The following is a 20,880-nucleotide window of genomic DNA, read 5'->3' on the forward strand; positions in this document are numbered from 1 at the left end:
ATCAGATCAGATGGCCCATGCGATCTTTCTTGGTCTGCAGGTAAAAGGCGTTCTCTTTTTCCGGTGCGATGACGATCGGCACCCGCTCGGCAATCTGCAAGCCGTAACCGGACAACCCGACCAGCTTGCGCGGATTGTTGGTCAGCAGCCGGATCGACCGCACTCCCAAATCGAGCAGGATCTGGACGCCGATACCATACTCCCGCAAATCGGCCGGAAAACCGAGCCGCTCGTTGGCCTCGACCGTATCGCACCCTTCGTCCTGCAGTTTGTAAGCATGAACCTTGTTGAAAATACCGATGCCGCGCCCTTCCTGGCGCATATAAACGATGACGCCGCAGCCCTCCTCGGCAACCATCCGCATTGCCGCGTGCAGTTGAGAACCGCAATCGCAGCGCTTCGAGCCGAAAACATCGCCGGTCAAACATTCACTGTGAACCCGGACCAGGACATTTTCCCTGCCCTCGACCTCGCCGTAAATCAGCGCGACATGCTCCTGGCCGTCGACCTTCGATTTGTAGGCAACGATTTTGAACTCGCCGAACAAGGTCGGCAGCCGGGCGGTCTCGCTGCGGGTAATCAGGCGCTCGGTGCGGCGGCGGTAAGCGATCAGATCGGCGACGGAACACCACTTCAGATGATGCTTTTTCCGGAATTCATCCAGTTGCGGCACCCGCGCCATCGTTCCGTCGTCATTCATGATTTCACAGATGGCGCCGGCCGGCGCCAGTCCGGCCAGCCGGGTCAGGTCGACCGCCGCCTCGGTGTGGCCGGCCCGCCGCAGCACGCCGCCGCAACGGGCAATCAACGGAAACACGTGGCCGGGCGAGGCAAAATCCTGCCGGGTGCAGGCCGGATCGATCAGGGCGTTGATCGTTTTGGCCCGGTCGGCGGCGGAAATGCCGGTCGTCGTCCCGTGCAGGTAATCGACACTCTGGGTAAAGGCGGTTTTGAACGGATCGTTCAGAATCGCCGGCGTCGACAACACCAGCTCCGCCGCCCGTTCCTCGGACAGCGGCGCGCAGACCAGCCCGCGGGCATGGGTCACCATGAAATTGATGAGCTCCGGCGTGACCATCGCCGCCGCGGCGACCAGGTCCCCTTCGTTTTCCCGGTTTTCATCGTCGGTTACCACCACCATCTCGCCGCGCCTGATCGCGGCGACCACCTCTTCGATCGGATCAAATTCAATGCTCATAAAAACTTTTCAAAAAAATAATTGTTTTATCGCTCCCGGCCAATCCCGGCCGGAAGCGCGGCGGCCGATTTTTCAGCGTTTGGCCAGAACGTTCTTTTCGTATTCGCGCACTTCTTTCATGAAGGCAAAACCGACCGGCACATCATGCTGCGCACAGTAGTAATCCCAGACGGCGCCGAACGGCAATCCCTTCAACTCCTCCATCATGGCCAGCCGGCCGGCCAGATCGCCTTCCAGCTCCATCCGGCGCAGCGTTGCACCCGGTTCCAGCAGCGCGAACAGCAGCGCCTTCAACATATTTCTCGTACCGATGACCCAGGCGGCGATCCGGTTGATGCTCGCGTCGAAATAGTCCAACCCGATGTGGACATTCTTCTCGAAACCGTAACGCACCACCTCCTGGGCGATCGCCTGCAATTCGTCGTTGAACAGCACGACATGGTCGCTGTCCCAGCGGACACCGCGGCTGACATGCAGCAGCAGCTCGTCGGCAAAGCACAACACCGAGCTGATCTTGTCGGAAATCACCTCGGTCGGATGGAAATGGCCGGCGTCCAAGCAGAGCGCCTTGCGGCGGCTCAACGCATAACCCATATAAAATTCATGGGACCCGACGACATAGGATTCCGAACCGATGCCGAACAGCTTGCTTTCGACCGCGTCGATGAGTTCGCACTTCGGAAATTCTTCCTGAAAAATCCGGTCGAGCGACTCAAGCAGCCGGCGGCGCGGCGCCAGCCGGTCGGCCGGAATGTCCTTGCTGCCGTCCGGAATCCAGACGTTGTTCACCGCCGCCGTCTTCAATTCACGCCCCATCGCCGCGGCAATCCGGCGGCAGGCCTGTCCGTGACGAATCCAGAACTCCCGGATTTCCGGCTTCGGATGGCTCAACGTCCAGTTGTCGTCCGCCAGCGGATGGGAAAAAAAGGTCGGATTGAAATCCAGCCCCAGGTGGCGTTCCGCCGCCCAATCGATCCAATTGCGGAACTGTTCGACCGAAAGCTCGTCCCGTTCCACCTTCCGGCCGCTTTCCGCATAGATGGCGTGCAAATTCAAACGGTGCGTGCCCGGAATCAACCGAAGCGCCAGGTCCAGGTCCGCCCGCAATTCGGCGGCGTTCCGCGCCTTGCCCGGATAGTTGCCGGTCGCCTGAATCCCGCCGGAAAGCGCCCGGTCGGCATATTCGAAGCCGCCGACGTCATCGCCCTGCCAGCAATGCAGCGAAATGGCGATGGCGGAAAGTTTTTTCAATGCGGCTTCGACATCCACTCCCAGTTCCTGATACCTGGCTTTGCTCAACTGAAACGCCTGTTCGATCATACCTGAAACTCCCTTTTTGGCTCGCAATATTGTATTTTCCAACGTCTTACCCCGATTTCCGCTTCCGGTGCGGCGGCGGATTGACAATCCGGCGCCGCGATCGGATAAAAATACTCTCTGATTCAACTACTTTCAAGGTTTTTTTCGGCAAGCTTGCCGCTTTTTGTTTCGGCAAGTTCACAATTTTCCGGCAGCCGGATTGCTTTTACCGAATAATATTATATATTTGTATAAACGAGAACGGACCGGCAAAAAAATTTGAAAAAATCGTCAGAATCCGCATTCGGCAATTAAAAATAAAGTCCGATGGTCCGTCATAATAGTACGTAACGTAAAAATTTCAAAGAACATTTATGACGGATAAGAACCAACTCTTCTCCAGCTTGATCGAAAAAGAATTGCCGATGTTGCGCCGGGTGGCATACCGGGTGCTGGGCAATCCGGACGATACGGACGAAGCGGTGCAGGAGGCGCTGCTGAAGGCATGGGAACGGTTTGGAGATTTCCGCAGCGAAGCGAAATTGTCCAGTTGGATTTGCCGGATCGTCGTCAACGAATCCTACAATCTGATCCGCAAACGGCAGCGCGAAGCCCAGAAGGTAGCGGAAATGACCGGTTTCGACCCGGACAATCCCGAAGAAAAAGAGGATCAATTCGGCAGGCTGGAAGAGGCGATCGCCCAATTGCCGGAGGTGTATCGGCAGACCGTGCAGTTGGCCATCCTGGAAAACGTCGATACCAAAATCGCTGCGGAACGTTTGAAGTGCAACATCAATACGCTGTACTGGCGTATCCAGAAGTCCAAACGGCTACTGCGTTTGGCATTGCAGGAGGTACAATCATGAAACAGGACGATTTCGACAACTTACTGGAACAATACAAGATGCGGTGCAAAAATGTCCAATTCAGTTCTACCGCCGCATTCAAAGCCGAATTTTTCCGGCGGGCGGCGCGGCGGCCGGAACGAATATCGCAGCACTGGCGCTGCTGGGGTACCCTGGCGGCGGCGGCAGCGGTTGCGCTGCTGATTGCCGGCGGCGTCCTGCTGCATTATTTCAACGCGGTTCCCCGCCCGAGCACCTCTGTCCCCGGCACGGATACCTCACGGCTGATCGCCGAGGCGATCCGGCTCTTCGGCAGCGTGACCGGCGTCGGCGTGGCCGACGATGAATTGTTCACGTTCGAACGCCAGGAGGCTTCGCAGCCGGACCGGCTGATGGAACTGACCGTCCTGGATGCGGCCGGCCAGACCCTGACCGAAATCAAACTGGTTATCAGCGGCAACGACTATCTGACCATCGACACCGAACTGCTCAACGGACAGGTTTTCCTCCATGAAGCGGAAGACGAACTGCAAGTCGTCGATATGAATCTGGAATTGCAGTTGCCGAACGGCGAAAAATTGCATCTGCAGAATTTTTCACCGCTTGAAATGTCGCACAGTTACGAATCTTCCTGCGGCAAGCTGGAAATCCGGCAGCAAATCCTGGAATTGCCGGTGATGTGATGGCGGAAACAGTCCTTCTGGAAATCGACCGCTTGTCGTTCGCCTACCGTCCGGACCAATTGATCCTGCGGGATTTTTCCATGAAAGTGAGCTCCGGCGACTTTGTCGGCCTGATCGGCGCCAACGGCGCCGGCAAAACCACGATGTTCCAGTTGCTGAGCCACTATTTACGGCCGCAGGCCGGCGCGATCCGCCTGGACGGCAAACCGCTGGAGGCGTATTCCGACCGGGAGCGTTCCCAGCGGATGGCGGTGGTGCCGCAGGCATTCTACACGCCGCTGCCGCTGACGGTACATCAATTGATCAGCCTGGGCCGGACGCCGCAAATCGGCCTGACTTCCCGGGGAAATACGCCGGACTCCCGGCAGGAAATCCGGCAGTTGGCCGAAGCGTTGGAACTGGGTGAATTTCTGGACCGGCCGATGACCGAACTGAGCGGCGGGGAACGGCAGCGGGCCATTCTGGCCGCGGCGCCGGCCCCGCGGCCGCAATTGTTACTGCTGGACGAGCCGACCTCCGCGCCGGACCTCGGCCATACGGTGGCCCTGATGGATTTGATCTGCCGGCTGCAGGAACAATATCAACTGACCATTCTGATGATCACTCACGATCTGGAATTGGCCGGCCGTTACTGCCGGCGGCTGCTGCTGTTGAAAAACGGCCGGCTGCTGAAGGACGGCACGCCGGAGGAGGTCATCACGCCGGAGCTGATTCAGCAGGCTTACAACTGCCCGGTAGACGTCGTTTCCGGCCGGCACCGGGATCTGCTGATCTCCTACTGACCGGCAATGACGCGTGCCGGGCGTTTCGGATCCTTCGGCATTTTCTGCCGCGAACCGGAGAGTTTTCCACTTTTTTGACAATATCCGGTTTGCTTTTTCCCTTCCGGTTGCTATAAATTATGGAACAGGCTGAAAAAATTTCAGACGAGAGATCCAGTTTCGGAATCAAGTTGTGCAGAGGAATTTTTTTATGACGGTCCCACCTTTCTCCCTGGAGTCATTGCCGCGCATCGAATTCGCCGCAGAACCCGGTTTGGCGGAACTTTACGAATTTGCCTGGAAACTGGCTTATGATCACATCCGCGAATGTCCGGGCGCCCCGCAGACGCCTTATATGGACGAAGGATTCAGCCCGGACCGGATCTGGATCTGGGATACCTGCTTCATGGTCAACTTCTGCAAATATGCGCCGCAGCTCTTTCCCGGCGCGGTCAGCCTGGACAATTTCTACCGGCCGCTGCTGGACGGCGTCAAATCGCCGTTGCAGATCCAGCATCCGGACAATCCGCCGCTGCTGGCCTGGGCGGAAGCCGCCAACTATCAGGTGACCGGCGACCGGAACCGGATCCGCCGCATCCTGATTGAAAAACGGTACCTGCAGCGTTATTTCGAATGGGTCGAACGGCTGAAAAGCGGCCAGACGGTGCCCGGCGGCATCGTTTCGATCGGCCTGGAACGGACGCCGTTCGGCTATCGGTGGAGCGGCACTCCCAGCGGCATGGACAACACACCGCGCGGCGGCGTGGCCGCCGATGAGCACAACCTGGCCCAATACCGTCAGATTTACTGGGTCGATGCGCTGGCGCAACAGGCGTTGAGTGCCGAAATCATCGCCCGGCTCGCCGAGGATTGCGGGTTGCACGTCGATGCCGAATTCTTCCAATCCCGCTACCAGGAGTTGAAAATGCTGCTCAACACCTATTATTACGATGCGGAAGACGGCTTTTATTATGATATTGCAACCGAACCGCCCTTCCGGCCGTGCAAAGTGAAAACGCCCGCCTCTTACTGGGCCATGCTCGCCGGCGTCTGTTCCCCGGAACAGGCGGCGGCAATGGTCCGCCAGGCGACGGATCCGCAATGTTTCGGCGGCGACTATCCGTGGCCGAGCGTCAGCCGCAGCGATCCGGCCTTCAATCCGGCCGGCGAATATTGGCGCGGCGGCGTCTGGCTGCCGATGGCCTACCTGGGCACCAAGGCGCTGGAACGTTACGGCTATTACGCCGAAGCGGACCAGTTGGCTTATCGGGTGGTCATGCAGCAATTCCGCACCTGGCGCGATTTCGAGCCGCACACGATCTGGGAAGCCTATTCGCCGACGGCGGACCGGCCGTCGACCGACAAGGCGATCATCGACGCCGCCAAGCCGGTTCGGCCCGATTTCTGCGGCTGGTCGGCCCTCGGCCCGATCTGCCTGATGATTGAAAATGTCCTCGGCATCGCCGCCGACGGCATCGCCAACCGGCTTCACTGGCGGGTCAACCGCAGTTGCCGCAACGGCATCAGCAATCTGCAATTCGGCGGCAACCGGGTCGATCTGCAGTACGACGGCGACGGCGCATTATTCATCCGGGCCGAAAAGCCCTTCACGCTTCAGGTCGACGGCGAAGAATACGCCATCGCCGCCGGCAAAACCAGACTCCACAACTGAATTCAAAAAAAAACGATCGGCCAACCCTGATTTATCGTCAAAAAGAACATCTCAGAACAGGAGAATCTTCCATCATGTCAACGCCACCCTCGTGTCCCCGTCCGCTTCTTCGTCGCGCCTTGCCGCCGAATTTTCCGCCCGCGCTGGAAACCGCGCAGAAACGCGATAAGTTATAGCTCCTTCCAAACAACGGCACCGTCCGGAAAACGAAAAGGTATTTGGTATGGAAGAGTTCAAGATATCCAGTCTGCTGCGGCAATACCGCGGCATGATTCTTTTATCGGCGATCACGCAAATCATGTTCTCCAGCCTGGCGCTGTCGCTGCCGTGGATGCTGAAGATCGCCATCGACAAGGTGATCCCGAGCCGGGATTACCAGATGTTTTTCATCCTCTGCGCCATCATGGTGATCATTTACATCATCCGTTTTATCATGCGGATGATCGCCGGCTACCTCGGCGTCTACACCATCATGCGGGTCCTGCTCGACGTCCGGCAGCGGATCTTCAGGCACCTGCAGAGCCTGTCGCTGCGTTTCTATGAGGAATACCGCACCGGCAAACTGATCTCCAACGTCATCAGCGACGTCGGCCTGCTGCAGGGACTGGTGTCGCTGTGTATTTCGATGACCGACCAGATCTTTACGATGGCGTTCATCACCGTGCTGATCTTCTTCATCAACTGGAAGCTGGCGCTGGTGGCGATGCTGGCCCTGCCGATCCATTTCATCAACTTCTATTACTTCAACGGCATCCTCCGGAGCAATGCGATGATATTGCAGGAGAAAATGTCGGAAATCTCCGCCAATCTGTCCGAAAACATCAACGGCATCAAGGTGGTGAAATCCTTCGCCAAGGAACGTTCGGAGTGCCGCCACTTCTTCAACACGATGCGGCCGACCCTCGATCTGTCGGTCAAGATGAACCAGTTGAACAACACCTGCAACGGCATGTACGACATGCTGGCCCTGACCACCTATCTGGTGGTGATCGGCGGCGGCATCGCGATGGTCGGCCGCAACGATTTCACGATCGGCGATTTCGTCGCCTTCTATACTTATATCGGCATGCAGGTCGCGCCGATCGCCGCCTTGGCCGCCCAGATCAACACGATGTCGCTGGGCTTCGCCGGCGCCCAGCGCATCATCAAGCTGCTGCGGGTCATCCCGGAAATCAAGGACGCGCCGAATCCGATCACCGCCGGCCGGCTGAAGGGGAAAATCAGCTTTGAAGACGTCTCTTTCCGTTATGCCGATACGCCGGTGATCCGTGAACTGTCGCTGGAAATCAATCCGGGACAGAAAATCGCCCTGGTCGGCCCTTCCGGCTGCGGCAAGTCGACGATTAGCAATCTGCTGCTGCGCTTCTATGATGTCACCGAAGGGCGCATCACCGTCGACGGCGTCGACGTCCGCAAATATTCCCAGGAATCCTACCGCAACAACATCGGCGTCGTCCTGCAGGAACCGTTCCTGTTCAGCGGGACGATCCGCGACAACATCGCCTACGCCCGCTCCACCGCCAGCCGCGAAGAGGTCGAGCGCGCCGCGGAACTGGCCAACGTCGCCGAGTTCGTCAACAAGCTGGACCGCGGCTTCGACACTGTGATCGGCGAGAACGGCGCCAGCTTGTCCGGCGGCCAGAAGCAGCGGCTGGCGATCGCCCGGGCGATCCTGAAAAATCCGTCGATCCTGATCCTCGACGAAGCGACCAGCGCGTTGGACACCGTCTCCGAAAAGCTGGTGCAGCAGGCGCTGGACACGCTGATGGAAGGCCGGACAACGATCATCATCGCCCACCGGCTGTCGACGATCCGCAACGCCGACAAGATCGTCGTGCTGAAAGCCGGCCGGATCGAACAGCTCGGCACCCACGACGAACTGATGGCACAGGACGGCACCTACAAGCAGCTCTACACCATCCAGCAGAAAGCACAGAAGGAGGAGGAAAGCCGCCGCCTGCCGGATCGTATCGTCTATCAGCAACCGCCGGCCGCGAACCCGTCTTATGCTGATTTGCATTCAGCAAAACAGTAAATTGGGTTCAACGCCGGAGGAATTTTCCCGCCGTTTGCAGGCGCATGAAATCCGGTTTTCGAGCGGCGAAAACCGGATGAAGCTTTGAGGCCGCCCCCCGGCCGGTGCGGGCAAGATCCGTACCGGCTCCGCGCCCGGCGGCTAACGGTTACATCGCGTCCGGCACCCCGATCGTCAGCGTCCGCAACCCATCGGTCAGAATATCGCCGGCCGCGGCGGCCAACGCCAGGCGAGCCTGCTGCAATTCGACATTTTCCGCCGTCAGCACCGGGCATTCCCGGTAAAAACGGTTGAAGGCCTTGGCCAAGTCGAGCAGATATTCCACCAGCACCGAGCAGTCGCGCCGTTCCGCCGCCAACTGCAACGCCGCCGGATAAAAAGCGGCCAATGCGGCGAACGCTTTTTCCTCCCTGGCCGCCAACAGGCTCCAATCCACCTCATCCGGCTGAAAGTGCAGCCCGCGTTCCCGGGCTTTGCGGGCAATCGACTTGATCCGCGTACAGGCATACTGCACATACGGACCGGTGTCGCCTTCAAATTTAATTGATGCCTGCGGATCGAACATCATCGTCGTCTTGGGATTGAATTTCAACAGCATGAACTTCAAAGCGCCCATGCCGATGATTTCCGCCCGGCCGGCCAGTTCGCTTTCTGTCACTTCCCCATCGCCACGCTCCCGGCAGTTGTCGAGCGCCAGGGCCACCATCTCGGCAAACAGATCGTCGGCGTCGACGACAGTGCCTTCCCGGCTCTTCATCTTGCCGCTCGGCAGATTGACCATACCGTAAGCGAGATGATGCAGGTTGTCCGCCCACTCATAGCCCAGTTTCCGCAAAATGGCAAACAGCATCTGGAAATGCAGAATCTGTTCATCGCCGACCACCCAGATCTGCATATCCGGATGATAGTCGTTATATTTCAACAGCGTCGTCCCGATGTCCTGGGTGATGTACACACTGGTACCGTCGGAACGCAGCACCACTTTGTTGCCCATCTTTCCCAGATCGACGATGACCGCGCCGTCCTCCCGGCGGGAGAACACGCCGCGGGCCAGGCCGTCCTGAATGATGTCCTTGCCCAACAGATAGGTCTGGCTCTCCAGATAGGTATGATCGAACCGGATGCCCATCCGCCGGTAGGTAGCGGCAAAACCGTCGAATACCCAACCGTTCATCTTCTGCCACAACGCCCGCACCTCCGGATCGCCATTTTCCCAGTCCTGGAGCATCTTCTGCGTAGCCTGGCCGAGCTCCGTTTCCAGAAACAGCGCTTCGTTGTCCTTCTCCGCCAACTCCGGGCGGGCCGCCTTCAAAGCGGCAAGCTCCGCCGACAGCGCCTGATTGTATTCGACATAAAATTTACCGACCAGGTGATCTCCCTTGATGCCGGTCGACTCCGGCGTCGCGCCGTTGCCGAAACGCTGATAGGCGATCATCGATTTGCAGATATGAATCCCGCGGTCGTTGACCAGATTGATCTGGATAACCTCATGGCCGACCCGTTTCAACAGCGAGGCCAGCGCCATCCCGAGCGTATTGTTGCGCACGTGGCCGAGATGCTGCGGTTTGTTGGTATTCGGCGCCGAATATTCGATGAGAATTTTCCGGCACTCATTCTCCGGCAATCGGCCGGCGGCCAGCAGCTCCGGCAGCGCCGCCAGCGTATCGCGGTACAAGGCCGCCGGCGTCAATACGACGTTGACAAAAGCCTTGATCTGCTCGGTCGCCAGAATCTCCGGATCTCTGTCCAAACATTCGGCAATCGCCGCCGCCAGACGGTCCGGGGGCTGCTTGAACAGTTTGGCGAACCGGAAACAATTGATCGTCAGTTCGCCGTTCATCCCTTCCGGGCAACGTTCCGGTGAAATTGTCCAATCCGCCGGCAGCGCCGCTTCCGCAAACCGCTGCCGCAACGCGTCGATCAAACGGCCGATAAACTTGAATTCACTCATCGTTTCTCCTGTAGCTCAAAAATCTGAATTCCATCGCCCAGCGGGCAGAAATGAAAAAAGCCGCCTGCCGCGGCTCTTTCCGGTTGTGTCCACCCAAGCGTATTACAACGTCGTTTTCACCACCCGGCAGAGGCCTTCCGCCAACGGACGGATGGCATAACTGCCGAAACAGGCCGGGATCAAGGCGCTTTCGCCGGGCTGCAGATCCAGCAGGCTTTCCGACTCCATCGAACGCGCCAACGCCAGCGGCTGATTGATCGCGCTGATCAGGTGGAAACTGCTGCCGTGCGCCGTATCGTCCCGCCACGGACTGACCAGCAGCAGACTGTCGACGCTGAAAAACCGGCAACGGTTGATCATCGGGAATTTGCGGTTGTGGGCGACATCGCCGACCACCCCCGGAATCCGCGGACTGGTCCGGTTCATGAAATCGATCGACTCCATCGCCTCCTGCAAATGCAATTGACGCGACCGGCCGCTCTGATCGACTCTTCCCCAGTCGCTGACCCGGTAAGTCGTATCGCTGTTCTGCTGGATTTCCAGCAGCAGGTTCCCTTCGCCGATCGCATGCAGCGTGCCGGCGCTGATGAAGTAGGCATCCCCCGGCTGCGACGGGTACACCTGCAGCAGATTCTCGACATCCGGAGAGTTCAGATTCTCCACCAGTTGCCGGCGCGTCCCGCGCGGACTCAGACCGGCCATGATCTTCGCGCCGCGCAACGCGGCGATGATGTACCACATCTCCGTTTTCGGCTCCGCGCCGTTGCCAAGCTTGGCGCACGCCTGTTCGTCGGGATGCACCTGCAGCGACAGCCGTTGCCCGGCATCGATCAGTTTCACCAACAGCGGGAAACGGCCGCCGGTCCATTTGGACCCCAGCAGAGAACGCCCGTAAAATTCGATCAATTCATGAATGGTGTGCCCGGCCAATGGTCCGTTGACCACCTGACTCTGCACCGCTTCGCGATCCACCAGTTCCCAGGATTCGCCGATCGGCTCCTCCGACGGCGGCAATTGCCGGTGCAAAAACTCACTGAGCTGGCTGCCTCCCCAGATCCTGGCAAAATACAGAGGTTGAAATTTCAGCGGATATAATTGATTCTGCTCCAGCATCGCCATGATAAACCTCCCCGGATTTACTCTTCCACACGATATTGCTCACAAGCGGTCAGAAGCTCGACCGGCGGCCGGATCAACTTACGGTCGCGGTTCATACAGGCCAGCGTCACCTCGCCGCGCACCAGGAGTGTCGCTTCATGCCGAATTTCGGTGATGATTTTAAGCCGGACCCCCTTGACGCCGGCGACGCCGGAACGGAACGTCAGCAGTTCATCGTAATGCGCCGGCGACAAATACCGGCAATTGACCTCCGTCACCGGCAGAAAACAGTTGCAGCGCTCCAGCGCGCTGTAAGGCAGACCGGCCTCCCGCAGCATCTCCGTGCGGCTGCGTTCGAAATATTCCAGATAATTGGCGTAATAGACCACACCCATCTGATCGGTGTCCGCGTAAGGAACCCGGTAAAAACTTTCATGCCAGTGCATCACTCCATCACCTTTCGCGCCAGTAAATTTACCACCTCATCCACTTCCAATCCGGTGCTGTCCACCAGCACGGCATCCGCCGCCGGCCGCAACGGGGCCACTGTCCGGGTGGAATCAATCCGGTCGCGCTCGGCGATCGCCGCCGCCACCGACTCCAAAGTGGCGCCGTCGAAATTTTCACCCGATTGCGCCAGCCGGCGGCGCGCCCGCTCTTCCGGCGTCGCTGTCAGAAAAAATTTGAACCTGGCGTCCGGGAAAATTTCGGTACCGATGTCCCGGCCTTCCATGACCAGCCGACCCGCCGCCGCCAGCGCCCGCTGTCTTTCCCGCAGCCAGGCGCGAACATTCGGCAGAGCCGCCACCGGACTGACCAGCGCCGCCACTTCGGCACTGCGCAATGCGGCGTCCGTTTCATGCCCGTCCATCCGCAAAACAAAATGTCCGGCGTCGTTCCGGACATAATCCAACTGCAACCGTTCCAGGACCGGCGCCAACGCCGCCTCCGTACAATTCGCGGCCGAAACGCCCCGGCGCATTGCCGCCAGCGTGATCGCCCGGTACATGCTGCCGGTATTGATGTACGGAATCCGCAACCGTTCGGCCAATCCGGCCGCCACCGTGCTTTTGCCGGAAGCGGCCGGTCCGTCGATCGCTATCACATCGGTCGTCATGTCGTCTTACTGGATCGCATTGCGGCCGCGAAGCCGGCCGCTCTTCAGGAAACCGTCATAATTGCGCATCGTCAGGTGCGATTCCATCTGGCTCATGGTGTCCAGCACCACACCGACCATGATCAGCAAGCTGGTGCCGCCGAAGAAAGAGGCGACCAGGAAATCGATGCCGAAGATCGGCGTCGCCAGAATCATCGGGAACAAGGCCAGCGCCGTCAGGAACACCGCGCCGCCGAACGTCACCCGGGTCATCGTCTGATCGAGGAAATCGGCGGTCGGCTGCCCCGGACGGATACCGGGAATATAAGCGCCGTCGCGCTTCAGATTTTCAGAAATTTGAATCGGATTGAACTGACTGGCCACCCAGAAGTAAGAAAAGCCCATGATCAGCAAACCGTAAAGCACCATATATCCGGTCGAATGATAGCGGAACAGCGTTCCCAGCGAAAGGAAGAAATCACTGGCGCCGCTCCAGTCGCGCCCTTTGGTGAATTGCGCCAGACCGTTGAACAGCGGCCCCGGCACCATCATGATCGCACCGGCGAAAATGATCGGCATGACGTTGGCGAAATTGACCTTCAGCGGCATATAGGTGCTGCCGCCCATCACCTGTGTCCCGATCGTCTTGCGGACCATCTGGATCGGCACCCGCCGGTAGCCCTGCGTCAACAGAATCGTCGCCGCGGTAACCGCGATGAAAACGGCGAACAGCAACAGCAACTGGACCGGTTTGAAGGTCGCACCGGACATCGTCTGTCCGGAGATGGTCATTTCCACCAACTGGGTGACCGCCTGCGGCATACGGGCGATGATGTTGATCGTGATGATGATCGACACGCCATTGCCGATACCGCGCTCGGTCACCTGTTCGCCGAGCCACATGAAGACCATCGTCGTCGCCGTCAGCACGATGATCGTCATCAACATAAAGACTGTCTGGCTGCCGACATACAACGGCAAATGCGGTGACGGCAAACCGATCCGGGATGGATCGGCCATCGCCGCCGCGGCCAGAAAGCCCTGGAAAATACAGATCAGAACAGTGAGATAGCGGGTGTACTGATTGATTTTCTGGCGGCCGGATTCACCGTCTCTGGACATTTTTTCCAGCGACGGCAACACCGGCGTCAGCAACTGCATAATGATCGACGAGGTAATGTACGGCATGATACCGAGCGTCGCCACCGCGAACTGCTCGAGCGCACCCCCGGTGAAGAGGTTAACCATCGCCATGACGCCGCCGGAAGCGGCTTCCTGAGAAAAATTGGTCAGGTACTGATTCAAAGCACCCGAATTTACTCCCGGACACGGCAGATTGGAAGCGACCCGCACCAGAACGATAATTCCGGCGGTGAACAGCAACCGCGACCGCAACTCCTTTACCTTAAACGCATTCACAAATGCAGCAAACATCGAATCCCCGCTTTTCTCTTTAGATCTGTTCGCAACTGCCGCCGGCCGCTTCGATTTTGGCTTTGGCGGCCGCCGAGAATTTATGTGCTTTTACCGTCAATGCTTTGGTGATTTCGCCGTTGGCGAGAATCTTGAGCATCCGGTCCGCTTTGCCCGGCAAACCTTTGGCGCTCAAAGCCTCGCTGTCGACCACTTCCCCGGCGGCGAAATGCTCATCCAGCACGCTCAAATTGACGATATTGTATTCGATATGGTCCGGGCTGTTGAAACCGCGCTTCGGCAGACGCCGGAACAGCGGAATCTGACCGCCTTCGAAAAACGGCCGGATCGAAGAACCGGTACGGGATTTCTGTCCCTTTTCGCCGCGGCCGCAGGTCCGGCCCAAGCCGGAACTGTCACCACGCCCCACCCGCTTGCGCGGATGCCGGGAACCCGGCGTCGGAGCCAATTCATGTAACTTCATTGTAAAAACCTTCCAAGCTTAAATCGTTTCCACGCCGCGCTTCGCCAGCACATCGTCCCGGCTGGACAGCGCCTCCAACGCCTTGAACGTCGCCTTGGCCACGTTCACCGAGTTGCTCGCGCCAAGCGATTTGGCCAGCACGTCTTTGACGCCGGCCAGTTCCAGAATCGCCCGGACCGCGCCGCCGGCAATCAAACCGGTGCCGGCGCTCGCCGGCTTCAACAGCACCTTCGCGCCGCCGAATTTGACTTCCACCGCGTGCGGCAACGTCGCGCCGTGCATCGGCAGCGTCTTCAAATTGCGGCGGGCGCTTTCGCCGCCCTTGCGGATCGCGTCGGCCACTTCGTTGGCCTTGCCGTAACCGAAGCCGACTTTGCCGTTGCGGTCACCGACCACCACCAGCGCGCCGAAACTGAAGTTGCGGCCGCCTTTGACGACTTTGCTGCAGCGGTTGATGCTGATGACGCTTTCGCCGAGCTCGTTCTGAAAGACCTCATCCTGAGCTTTCATATTATCACGTTTCGCCATTTCAAGCTCCTTCTAGAATTTCAGTCCGTTCGCTCTGGCGGCTTCGGCAATTGCCTTCACCCGGCCATGATACTGGAAACCGGAACGGTCGAAAACCACTTCGGTGACATTCGCCGCCAAAGCGCGTTCCGCCGCCATCTTGCCGAGCAGCGCGGCGCCGTCGAGGTTCGGACGGCCGTCGGCCGCCTTGAACGCCGCATCCAGTGTCGAAACCGACGCCAGCGTCGCACCCTTGACGTCATCGATGAACTGGCAATAGATGTGATTGGTCGTCACGCTGACGCAGAAGCGCGGACGTTCCGCCGTGCCAGCGACCTTTTTACGGATGCGAAGATGCCGACGCATCCGTCTGTCTTTATTCGTAAATACAGCCATAAGTACTTTACCTCAACCTTAACCGACCGATTTGCCTTCTTTGAGCGTAATCTGCTCATCGACATAGCGAATGCCCTTGCCTTTGTACGGCTCCGGCTTGCGGAACCGACGGATGGTGGCGGCGGTTTCGCCGACCAACTGCTTGTCGGCTCCCTCGACGGTGATCTTGACGTTGTCGGCAACCGTCACTTTGACGCCGGCCGGCACATCGTAATTGATCACATGCGAATAGCCCAGGTTCAGCACCAGTTTGCTGCCGGATATCTGCGCTTTGTAACCGACGCCGATAATCTGCAGCTCCTTCTTGAACCCCTGGGAAACACCGATGACCATATTGTTGATCAGGCTGCGCGCCAAGCCCTGCATCGCGCTGGAAGTACGCGTGTCCTCCACCTGCGAAACCAGAACGTGTCCGTCCTTCATCTCCACCGCCACTTTCGGCGGCAGTGCGAGCTGGAGTTTCTCCTTGCCCGCGACCGTCACGGTCCCGTCGGCAATGGTCACTGTGACCCCCGCCGGCACCGGAATCGGTTTCTTACCTATACGAGACATGTTTGTATTATCCTTACACTAAAAAATTACCAGATATAACAGAGAATTTCTCCGCCGACATTCGCCAGCGCCGCCTCGCGGCCGGACAGAATGCCTTTCGGCGTGGACAAAATCACCGTTCCGAGCCCGTTGCGGACTTTCGGGATCTCCGTCGCGCCGCAGTAGGTCCGGCAGGAGGGTTTGCTGACGCGCGTCACCCCTTCGATAACCGGTTTATTCTTATAATATTTCAGGTCAATCGCCAATGTCTTCTTCACCCCGTCTTCGCTGACGGCATAATCGGCGATATACCCTTCCTGCTTCATCACCGCCGCAATCGCCACCTTCATCTTCGAGCTGGGCATTTCGACCTTTTTCAAGGCCGCCGCACCGGCGTTCCGGATTCGGGTGATCATATCGGCAATCGGGTCTTGCATACTCATCTTGTCACAACTCCTGTTCTTACCAGCTGGCCTTGGTTACGCCCGGAATTTTACCGCTGGAAGCCAGTTCTCTGAAGCAGATACGACAGAGCTGGAACTTGCGGATATAAGCACGGGCACGACCACAAGCCTTGCAGCGAGTGTATTCGCGAACTTTGAACTTGTTGGGGCGTTCGCTCTTTACAATCAAACTAATCTTCGCCATCGTTTAAAGTCCTTCCTTATTCCGCAAACGGAACTTCCAACAGTTTGAGAAGCGCGCGCGCCTCGTCGTCGTTCTCCGCCGTCGTCACCATCGTGATGTTGACGCCGATCGGATACTTCAGCTTATCCGGATCCACTTCGGTGAAAACCGAGATGTCCTGGATACCGACGTTGTAGTTGCCGCGGCCATCGAAACCGCTCGAAGGAATACCGCGGAAGTCGCGAACGCGCGGCAGCGCATTGTGCACGAAACGATCCAGAAATTCATACATTCTGGCGCCGCGCAGCGTCACCATCACGCCGATCTGCATCCCGACGCGCAATTTAAAGTTCGAAACGTTCTTCCGGGCCTTGGTGATCACCGGCATCTGGCCGGTCATCGCCGCGAGATGCTTCCTGGCTTCGCTGAAGGCATCGCGCTCCGCCGAGGATTTCATCCCGGTGGAGATGACGATCTTTTCCAGCTTCGGAATCTGCATGACGTTCTTCAATCCGAGCTGTGCCTGCAGCGCCGGACGAACTTCATCCCTGTACTTTTTGCTCATATCAGGCATTTTACTTCACTCCATTCGCTGCCGCTGCCGCGCGCGCCTGGCTCTTCTTGGCCTGGAGCGCCGCTTTCTTGTCCAGCTTGGCCTGTTTGGCTTCCGGCGTCAACGTCACATTGGAGACATGAACCGAAACCGAACGCTCAATCATCCCGCCGGCAGTCTGATTCTTGCGGTTTTTCTTTACCGTGCGCATGCCGATTTTTTTGCGCTTTTCATCGTTGAGATCGGCCAATTTGAGCACCACCCGATCATTCTTGGTCAAAACCACTTCAACCGTGGCGCTCTCACCTTTCCATTTTCCGGCGTTGACCACGACGGCATCGCCTTTTTGGACGTGATACTTCTTCATTACAATACCTCCGGCGCCAGAGAAATGATCTTCATGAAATCTTTTTCGCGCAATTCACGAGCCACCGGTCCGAAGATACGCGTCCCGACCGGGTTCTTCTGGTTGTCGACGATCACCGCCGCGTTCTTGTCGAACCGCAGGTAGGAGCCGTCGGGACGACGGATCTTGGCCGCAGTTCTGACGATCACCGCCTTGACGACCTGTCCTTTTTTCACACTGCCGTCCGGAATCGCTTCCGTCACCGCCGCCGTTACAATATCGCCCACGCCGGCAAACGTCTTCGCCTGCCCGAGAACCGTGATGGCGACAATGCTTTTCGCTCCGGAGTTGTCAGCAACATCCAACTTAGTCTGCATTTGAATCATAGTGCTACTCTCCCGCTCCGTTATTCCGCGGAACGACTGATGATTTCAACCAGACGCCAGCGTTTGTTCTTGCTCAACGGACGGGTTTCGACAATCCGGACCGTATCGCCTTTTTTCGCTTCGTTCTGCTCATCGTGCGCGGTGAATTTCTTTCTGACCTTCACAACCTTCTTGTACAGCGGATGCGGGGTGCGGCGATGCACTTCGACGACGATCGTCTTGTTCTGCACATCGCTGGTCACCACGCCGACCCGCTCTTTGCGGTTGCCACGTTGATTGGTATTTTCAACTGCACTCATTGCTAGTCAATCCTGTCTCTTGTTTAACCGTTCGCCTTGACGCTGCGAGCGGTCTGTTCGGTCATAATCCGAGCAATGTCGCGACGCACTTCCCGCATCCGGGCGGTTTTTTCCAACTGGCCGGTCCGGCTCTGAATCCGCAGCGTGAGCTTCTCGCGGAGCAGCTCATTCTTCTGGCTTTCCAGTTCCGCATCCGACATTTCGCGAATTTTATCGATTTTCATAGTTGTCCACCTTCACTCACTGTTCCCGCGCCAGGAACTTGCAGCGCAACGAAAGCTTGTTCGCGGCACGGGCCATCGCTTCACGGGCCACCACTTCACTGCAGCCGGATACTTCGAACAATACCCGGCCCGGCTTCACCGGCGCCATCCAGCCTTCGACGTTACCTTTTCCCTTACCCATACGCACTTCCAGCGGCTTCTTGGTGAAGGGCTTGTAAGGAAACACCCGGATCCACACCTTGCCGCGGCGTTTCAGGTGACGGTTGATCGCAATACGGGCCGCTTCGATCTGGTTGTTCGTCAGAAAACCGCGCGTAACCGCCTGCAGAGCAAAATCACCAAAGTCAATCTTATTATTCTTAGTAGAAAGACCAGCGTTACTTCCGCGCTGAACCTTTCTGTACTTTACTCTTTTTGGCATTAATGGCATATTCTTGATCCTCCGTTGCCTCTTTATGGCAAATCCATACTTTCACACCAATCTTACCCGCGGTCGTGTTCGCTTCGGTAAAACCGTAGTCGATATTAGCCTTCAGCGTGTGCAGCGGCACACGTCCTTCCTTGTACTGCTCGCTGCGGGCCAGCTCCGCCCCGCCCAGCCGGCCGGCGCAGTGGATCTTGATCCCGTCGACGCCCATTTCCATGGCCGTCTGGATCGCCCGCTTCATCGCCCGGCGGAAACCGATACGGCGTTCCAACTGCAAAGCAATATTTTCCGACACCAGCTGCGCATTGACCTCCGCACGCTTGATTTCGGAGACATCGACGAAAACGTCCTTGCTGTCGGTCATCTTGGCAATTTCCTGCCGCAGATTGTCCAGCTCCGCGCCTTTTTTACCGATCAACAAACCCGGACGCGCCGCAAAAATCGTCACGCGCACCCGCGTCGTAGAACGTTCGATTTTCACCCGGGCGATCGCCGCCTGGGCAAATTTTCCCCGGATGTATTTCCGGATGGCCAAATCCTCATGCAGCCACTTGCCGAATTGCTCCTTGCCGGCAAACCAGCGGGAGTCCCAATCCTTGGTCAGTGCTGTTCTCAATCCGATCGGATTAACTTTTTGTCCCACGATATAATCCCCTTATTAGATATCAGCCAATACGATTTCCAGATGACTCGTTCTCTTACGGATTCTACCGGCGGAACCACGGGCCTTCGGACGAAAACGCTTGATCATCGGACCCGGATCGACCACGGCGCTCTTGACCCGCAGATCCTTCCGGTCCAATTCAAAGTTATTTTCCGCATTGGCCACGGCCGAACGCAACGTCCTGCCCAGCAGCTCTGCGGCTTTGCGCGGACTCAAGTCCAGGATCGCCAACGCTTCCACCACCGGTTTGCCTTGCACCAGCCGCGAAAGATGACGGGCCTTTTCCGGAGAAATCCGCACATTCTTCGTTAAAGCTCTAACTTCCATAACAGCTCTCTACTACTCTCTCGTTTGATTTTCTAAATCAGTCACGACCTCCATACCGGGAGCCAGGTCGTCGATATTGCCCGCTTCCACCACCGCCGCCGAAACGAACGGCCGGGTCGAAACAATTTTCAGCCGGACAGCCTCCTCCTTCCCGGAGGCTTTCAAGATCAATCCATTGAACGCACCATGAATCGATCCGACCGGCAGTACGACCACCTGGAGATCGCGATTCACCGCCAGTATCCGGCTTTTTTTCACCGAACGCTCCGCCAGATCGCGACCCGCCAACGCACTGAATTTGCGGGATTCGGTTTTCAGCGCATCCCGTTTCAGCCGCAGACCAGCAATCTCCTTGGCTTCCATCGGAAGTGCTTTCAAAACTGAATCCACTTCGTCGCAGAATTCGACCGACTTCAGCGCAAGGCTGACGCCGCTCTCCGCAATATCGTTCAGCATCCGCACCAACTGAACGAACCGCTCATCGGCCGCCGGCAACTTCCCTTTTGCCAATGCGCCCGCGATTCCCAGTTGCAGCTGCCGATATTCCGCATCCTGCTTTTGGAACTTATCTACAATTTCAACCATCTCCTGCTTCAGCAGGCTGTTTTCGGCACGCAGCGAACCGAGCTCCTGCTCCTGAACGCGCACCTTCTCCCGCAGGCTGTTCAACTCATCCAACTGGCGCGCCGCCGTCTCGAACTGAACAGCATCTTTCAGTTCCAGACGCACCGTCGCACCGGCCGGTTCCAGCGAACCGCCCACCGTTTCCGCCGCCGCGCGTCCCGCGGGAATCGACAACGGCAGAGTATATAAAATAAACACAATCAATGCGTTTGTCCAATTTTTCCCGGCAAATATTTGCCTTTTTTTTGGACAACGCACGATTTTCCAATACGGCTTTTGCCGTTTGTTCATTTTTAACCCGTTTATATACAAGATTATATAAATAAATAAACCTCTTGAACACTGAGTCAGATTTTATACTATAGCATTCTTTTTGTTTTTTTCATCCGCCGACCGGCATTTTTCCCGCTTTTTCCGCAATCGGCAAACTGCTT

27 protein-coding genes are annotated in these 20,880 nt (G+C 57.6%); 5 read left to right on the plus strand and 22 right to left on the minus strand.

The genetic code is table 11. The annotated features are described in order from the left end of the window. Position 1: 1 nt before the first annotated feature. Positions 2-1,198 carry a bifunctional 3,4-dihydroxy-2-butanone-4-phosphate synthase/GTP cyclohydrolase II gene (locus HWX74_RS05735; protein ID WP_176012637.1) on the minus strand — a complete coding sequence of 399 codons (1,197 nt, stop codon included), beginning with the start codon at positions 1,196-1,198 and terminating at the stop codon, positions 2-4. 72 nt (positions 1,199-1,270) lie between these two features. Beyond that, on the minus strand, positions 1,271-2,518 hold the full coding sequence (locus tag HWX74_RS05740) for an L-rhamnose isomerase (protein WP_176012638.1): 1,248 nt from the start codon (positions 2,516-2,518) through the stop codon (positions 1,271-1,273). A 353-nt stretch (positions 2,519-2,871) separates the two neighbouring features. Between HWX74_RS05740 and HWX74_RS05745 the strand changes: the two genes are divergently transcribed. The 5 genes from HWX74_RS05745 to HWX74_RS05765 all read left to right on the plus strand — a co-directional run bounded on the left by HWX74_RS05745 (position 2,872) and on the right by HWX74_RS05765 (position 8,493). After that, positions 2,872-3,363 (plus strand): RNA polymerase sigma factor, encoded by a 492-nt coding sequence (locus tag HWX74_RS05745; protein WP_176012639.1) that lies wholly within the window; start codon positions 2,872-2,874, stop codon positions 3,361-3,363. Beyond that, a complete protein-coding gene (locus HWX74_RS05750; RefSeq protein ID WP_176012640.1) occupies positions 3,360-4,025 on the plus strand; it encodes a hypothetical protein in 666 nt (221 codons plus the stop codon). Before HWX74_RS05745 ends, HWX74_RS05750 begins: the two co-directional genes overlap by 4 nt. Then, positions 4,025-4,807, plus strand: coding sequence for an ABC transporter ATP-binding protein (locus tag HWX74_RS05755; protein WP_176012641.1), 783 nt, complete (start codon positions 4,025-4,027; stop codon positions 4,805-4,807). Before HWX74_RS05750 ends, HWX74_RS05755 begins: the two co-directional genes overlap by 1 nt. A 190-nt stretch (positions 4,808-4,997) precedes the next feature. Further along, positions 4,998-6,458: a trehalase family glycosidase gene (locus HWX74_RS05760; protein WP_176012642.1), complete on the plus strand. Its 1,461-nt coding sequence runs from the start codon at positions 4,998-5,000 to the stop codon at positions 6,456-6,458. A gap of 223 nt (positions 6,459-6,681) precedes the next feature. Next, positions 6,682-8,493 (plus strand): ABC transporter ATP-binding protein, encoded by a 1,812-nt coding sequence (locus HWX74_RS05765; protein ID WP_176012643.1) that lies wholly within the window; start codon positions 6,682-6,684, stop codon positions 8,491-8,493. 148 nt (positions 8,494-8,641) lie between these two features. Here HWX74_RS05765 and argS read toward each other — a convergent pair whose 3' ends face one another. From argS to HWX74_RS05865, 20 genes are all read right to left on the minus strand, one after another. Further along, positions 8,642-10,444, minus strand: coding sequence for an arginine--tRNA ligase (argS, locus tag HWX74_RS05770; RefSeq protein WP_176012644.1), 1,803 nt, complete (start codon positions 10,442-10,444; stop codon positions 8,642-8,644). A 102-nt stretch (positions 10,445-10,546) separates the two neighbouring features. Continuing rightward, positions 10,547-11,563, minus strand: a complete 1,017-nt coding sequence (locus HWX74_RS05775) for a type I phosphomannose isomerase catalytic subunit (protein WP_176012645.1) — start codon at positions 11,561-11,563, stop codon at positions 10,547-10,549. Between the two features lie 17 nt (positions 11,564-11,580). Next, positions 11,581-11,988 (minus strand): thioesterase family protein, encoded by a 408-nt coding sequence (locus HWX74_RS05780; protein WP_176012646.1) that lies wholly within the window; start codon positions 11,986-11,988, stop codon positions 11,581-11,583. Then, positions 11,988-12,659 carry a (d)CMP kinase gene (gene cmk, locus HWX74_RS05785; RefSeq protein ID WP_176012647.1) on the minus strand — a complete coding sequence of 224 codons (672 nt, stop codon included), beginning with the start codon at positions 12,657-12,659 and terminating at the stop codon, positions 11,988-11,990. Before cmk ends, HWX74_RS05780 begins: the two co-directional genes overlap by 1 nt. Before the next feature lie 6 nt (positions 12,660-12,665). Then, positions 12,666-14,072 (minus strand): preprotein translocase subunit SecY, encoded by a 1,407-nt coding sequence (secY, locus tag HWX74_RS05790; RefSeq protein WP_176012648.1) that lies wholly within the window; start codon positions 14,070-14,072, stop codon positions 12,666-12,668. Positions 14,073-14,091: 19 nt separating this feature from the next. Further along, on the minus strand, positions 14,092-14,535 hold the full coding sequence (gene rplO / locus HWX74_RS05795; RefSeq protein ID WP_176012649.1) for a 50S ribosomal protein L15: 444 nt from the start codon (positions 14,533-14,535) through the stop codon (positions 14,092-14,094). A gap of 18 nt (positions 14,536-14,553) precedes the next feature. Further along, complete coding sequence (gene rpsE, locus HWX74_RS05800; protein ID WP_176012650.1) at positions 14,554-15,063, minus strand: 30S ribosomal protein S5; 510 nt, start codon at positions 15,061-15,063, stop codon at positions 14,554-14,556. Positions 15,064-15,075: 12 nt separating this feature from the next. Then, complete coding sequence (gene rplR / locus HWX74_RS05805) at positions 15,076-15,438, minus strand: 50S ribosomal protein L18 (RefSeq protein ID WP_176012651.1); 363 nt, start codon at positions 15,436-15,438, stop codon at positions 15,076-15,078. Between the two features lie 18 nt (positions 15,439-15,456). After that, entirely contained in the window at positions 15,457-15,990 is a 534-nt protein-coding gene (rplF, locus tag HWX74_RS05810) for a 50S ribosomal protein L6 (protein WP_176012652.1), read from the minus strand. A gap of 26 nt (positions 15,991-16,016) precedes the next feature. After that, on the minus strand, positions 16,017-16,412 hold the full coding sequence (gene rpsH, locus HWX74_RS05815; RefSeq protein ID WP_176012653.1) for a 30S ribosomal protein S8: 396 nt from the start codon (positions 16,410-16,412) through the stop codon (positions 16,017-16,019). Positions 16,413-16,431: 19 nt separating this feature from the next. Continuing rightward, complete coding sequence (locus HWX74_RS05820) at positions 16,432-16,617, minus strand: type Z 30S ribosomal protein S14 (protein WP_176012654.1); 186 nt, start codon at positions 16,615-16,617, stop codon at positions 16,432-16,434. A 16-nt stretch (positions 16,618-16,633) separates the two neighbouring features. Next, the gene (gene rplE, locus HWX74_RS05825) at positions 16,634-17,170 is read right to left on the minus strand and encodes a 50S ribosomal protein L5 (RefSeq protein ID WP_176012655.1); all 537 of its coding nucleotides are present in this window, start codon (positions 17,168-17,170) and stop codon (positions 16,634-16,636) included. Between the two features lies 1 nt (position 17,171). Further along, positions 17,172-17,516: a KOW motif domain-containing protein gene (locus HWX74_RS05830; protein WP_176012656.1), complete on the minus strand. Its 345-nt coding sequence runs from the start codon at positions 17,514-17,516 to the stop codon at positions 17,172-17,174. Then, the gene (gene rplN / locus HWX74_RS05835; protein ID WP_176012657.1) at positions 17,516-17,881 is read right to left on the minus strand and encodes a 50S ribosomal protein L14; all 366 of its coding nucleotides are present in this window, start codon (positions 17,879-17,881) and stop codon (positions 17,516-17,518) included. Before rplN ends, HWX74_RS05830 begins: the two co-directional genes overlap by 1 nt. Positions 17,882-17,901: 20 nt before the next feature. Then, positions 17,902-18,180 carry a 30S ribosomal protein S17 gene (gene rpsQ, locus HWX74_RS05840; RefSeq protein WP_176012658.1) on the minus strand — a complete coding sequence of 93 codons (279 nt, stop codon included), beginning with the start codon at positions 18,178-18,180 and terminating at the stop codon, positions 17,902-17,904. A 23-nt stretch (positions 18,181-18,203) separates the two neighbouring features. Next, positions 18,204-18,404, minus strand: coding sequence for a 50S ribosomal protein L29 (gene rpmC / locus HWX74_RS05845; RefSeq protein ID WP_176012659.1), 201 nt, complete (start codon positions 18,402-18,404; stop codon positions 18,204-18,206). A 16-nt stretch (positions 18,405-18,420) separates the two neighbouring features. Further along, a complete protein-coding gene (rplP, locus tag HWX74_RS05850) occupies positions 18,421-18,834 on the minus strand; it encodes a 50S ribosomal protein L16 (protein WP_176012660.1) in 414 nt (137 codons plus the stop codon). Continuing rightward, on the minus strand, positions 18,782-19,474 hold the full coding sequence (gene rpsC / locus HWX74_RS05855) for a 30S ribosomal protein S3 (protein WP_176012661.1): 693 nt from the start codon (positions 19,472-19,474) through the stop codon (positions 18,782-18,784). The genes rplP and rpsC overlap by 53 nt, the downstream gene beginning before the upstream one ends. A gap of 15 nt (positions 19,475-19,489) precedes the next feature. Beyond that, positions 19,490-19,822, minus strand: coding sequence for a 50S ribosomal protein L22 (rplV, locus tag HWX74_RS05860; protein ID WP_176012662.1), 333 nt, complete (start codon positions 19,820-19,822; stop codon positions 19,490-19,492). A 12-nt stretch (positions 19,823-19,834) separates the two neighbouring features. Beyond that, the gene (locus tag HWX74_RS05865) at positions 19,835-20,644 is read right to left on the minus strand and encodes a hypothetical protein (RefSeq protein WP_176012663.1); all 810 of its coding nucleotides are present in this window, start codon (positions 20,642-20,644) and stop codon (positions 19,835-19,837) included. Positions 20,645-20,880 lie beyond the last annotated feature (236 nt).

The sequence above is a fragment of the Victivallis sp. Marseille-Q1083 genome (assembly GCF_903645315.1).
Taxonomy (GTDB): Bacteria; Verrucomicrobiota; Lentisphaeria; order Victivallales; family Victivallaceae; genus UMGS1518.

Coding starts and splice junctions, on each gene's coding strand:
- HWX74_RS05735 (WP_176012637.1), bottom strand. CDS start 1,198: ATGAGCATTGAATTTGATCCGATCGAAGAGGTGGTCGCCGCGATCAGG.
- rplN (WP_176012657.1), bottom strand. CDS start 17,881: ATGATTCAAATGCAGACTAAGTTGGATGTTGCTGACAACTCCGGAGCG.
- HWX74_RS05830 (WP_176012656.1), bottom strand. CDS start 17,516: ATGAAGAAGTATCACGTCCAAAAAGGCGATGCCGTCGTGGTCAACGCC.
- argS (WP_176012644.1), bottom strand. CDS start 10,444: ATGAGTGAATTCAAGTTTATCGGCCGTTTGATCGACGCGTTGCGGCAG.
- rplE (WP_176012655.1), bottom strand. CDS start 17,170: ATGCCTGATATGAGCAAAAAGTACAGGGATGAAGTTCGTCCGGCGCTG.
- HWX74_RS05745 (WP_176012639.1), top strand. CDS start 2,872: ATGACGGATAAGAACCAACTCTTCTCCAGCTTGATCGAAAAAGAATTG.
- rpsQ (WP_176012658.1), bottom strand. CDS start 18,180: ATGAGTGCAGTTGAAAATACCAATCAACGTGGCAACCGCAAAGAGCGG.
- HWX74_RS05820 (WP_176012654.1), bottom strand. CDS start 16,617: ATGGCGAAGATTAGTTTGATTGTAAAGAGCGAACGCCCCAACAAGTTC.
- rplO (WP_176012649.1), bottom strand. CDS start 14,535: ATGAAGTTACATGAATTGGCTCCGACGCCGGGTTCCCGGCATCCGCGC.
- HWX74_RS05760 (WP_176012642.1), top strand. CDS start 4,998: ATGACGGTCCCACCTTTCTCCCTGGAGTCATTGCCGCGCATCGAATTC.
- HWX74_RS05755 (WP_176012641.1), top strand. CDS start 4,025: ATGGCGGAAACAGTCCTTCTGGAAATCGACCGCTTGTCGTTCGCCTAC.
- HWX74_RS05780 (WP_176012646.1), bottom strand. CDS start 11,988: ATGCACTGGCATGAAAGTTTTTACCGGGTTCCTTACGCGGACACCGAT.
- HWX74_RS05775 (WP_176012645.1), bottom strand. CDS start 11,563: ATGGCGATGCTGGAGCAGAATCAATTATATCCGCTGAAATTTCAACCT.
- rplF (WP_176012652.1), bottom strand. CDS start 15,990: ATGTCTCGTATAGGTAAGAAACCGATTCCGGTGCCGGCGGGGGTCACA.
- HWX74_RS05740 (WP_176012638.1), bottom strand. CDS start 2,518: ATGATCGAACAGGCGTTTCAGTTGAGCAAAGCCAGGTATCAGGAACTG.
- rplP (WP_176012660.1), bottom strand. CDS start 18,834: ATGCCATTAATGCCAAAAAGAGTAAAGTACAGAAAGGTTCAGCGCGGA.
- secY (WP_176012648.1), bottom strand. CDS start 14,072: ATGTTTGCTGCATTTGTGAATGCGTTTAAGGTAAAGGAGTTGCGGTCG.
- HWX74_RS05750 (WP_176012640.1), top strand. CDS start 3,360: ATGAAACAGGACGATTTCGACAACTTACTGGAACAATACAAGATGCGG.
- rpmC (WP_176012659.1), bottom strand. CDS start 18,404: ATGAAAATCGATAAAATTCGCGAAATGTCGGATGCGGAACTGGAAAGC.
- rplV (WP_176012662.1), bottom strand. CDS start 19,822: ATGGAAGTTAGAGCTTTAACGAAGAATGTGCGGATTTCTCCGGAAAAG.
- rplR (WP_176012651.1), bottom strand. CDS start 15,438: ATGGCTGTATTTACGAATAAAGACAGACGGATGCGTCGGCATCTTCGC.
- cmk (WP_176012647.1), bottom strand. CDS start 12,659: ATGACGACCGATGTGATAGCGATCGACGGACCGGCCGCTTCCGGCAAA.
- rpsH (WP_176012653.1), bottom strand. CDS start 16,412: ATGAGTATGCAAGACCCGATTGCCGATATGATCACCCGAATCCGGAAC.
- rpsE (WP_176012650.1), bottom strand. CDS start 15,063: ATGGCGAAACGTGATAATATGAAAGCTCAGGATGAGGTCTTTCAGAAC.
- HWX74_RS05765 (WP_176012643.1), top strand. CDS start 6,682: ATGGAAGAGTTCAAGATATCCAGTCTGCTGCGGCAATACCGCGGCATG.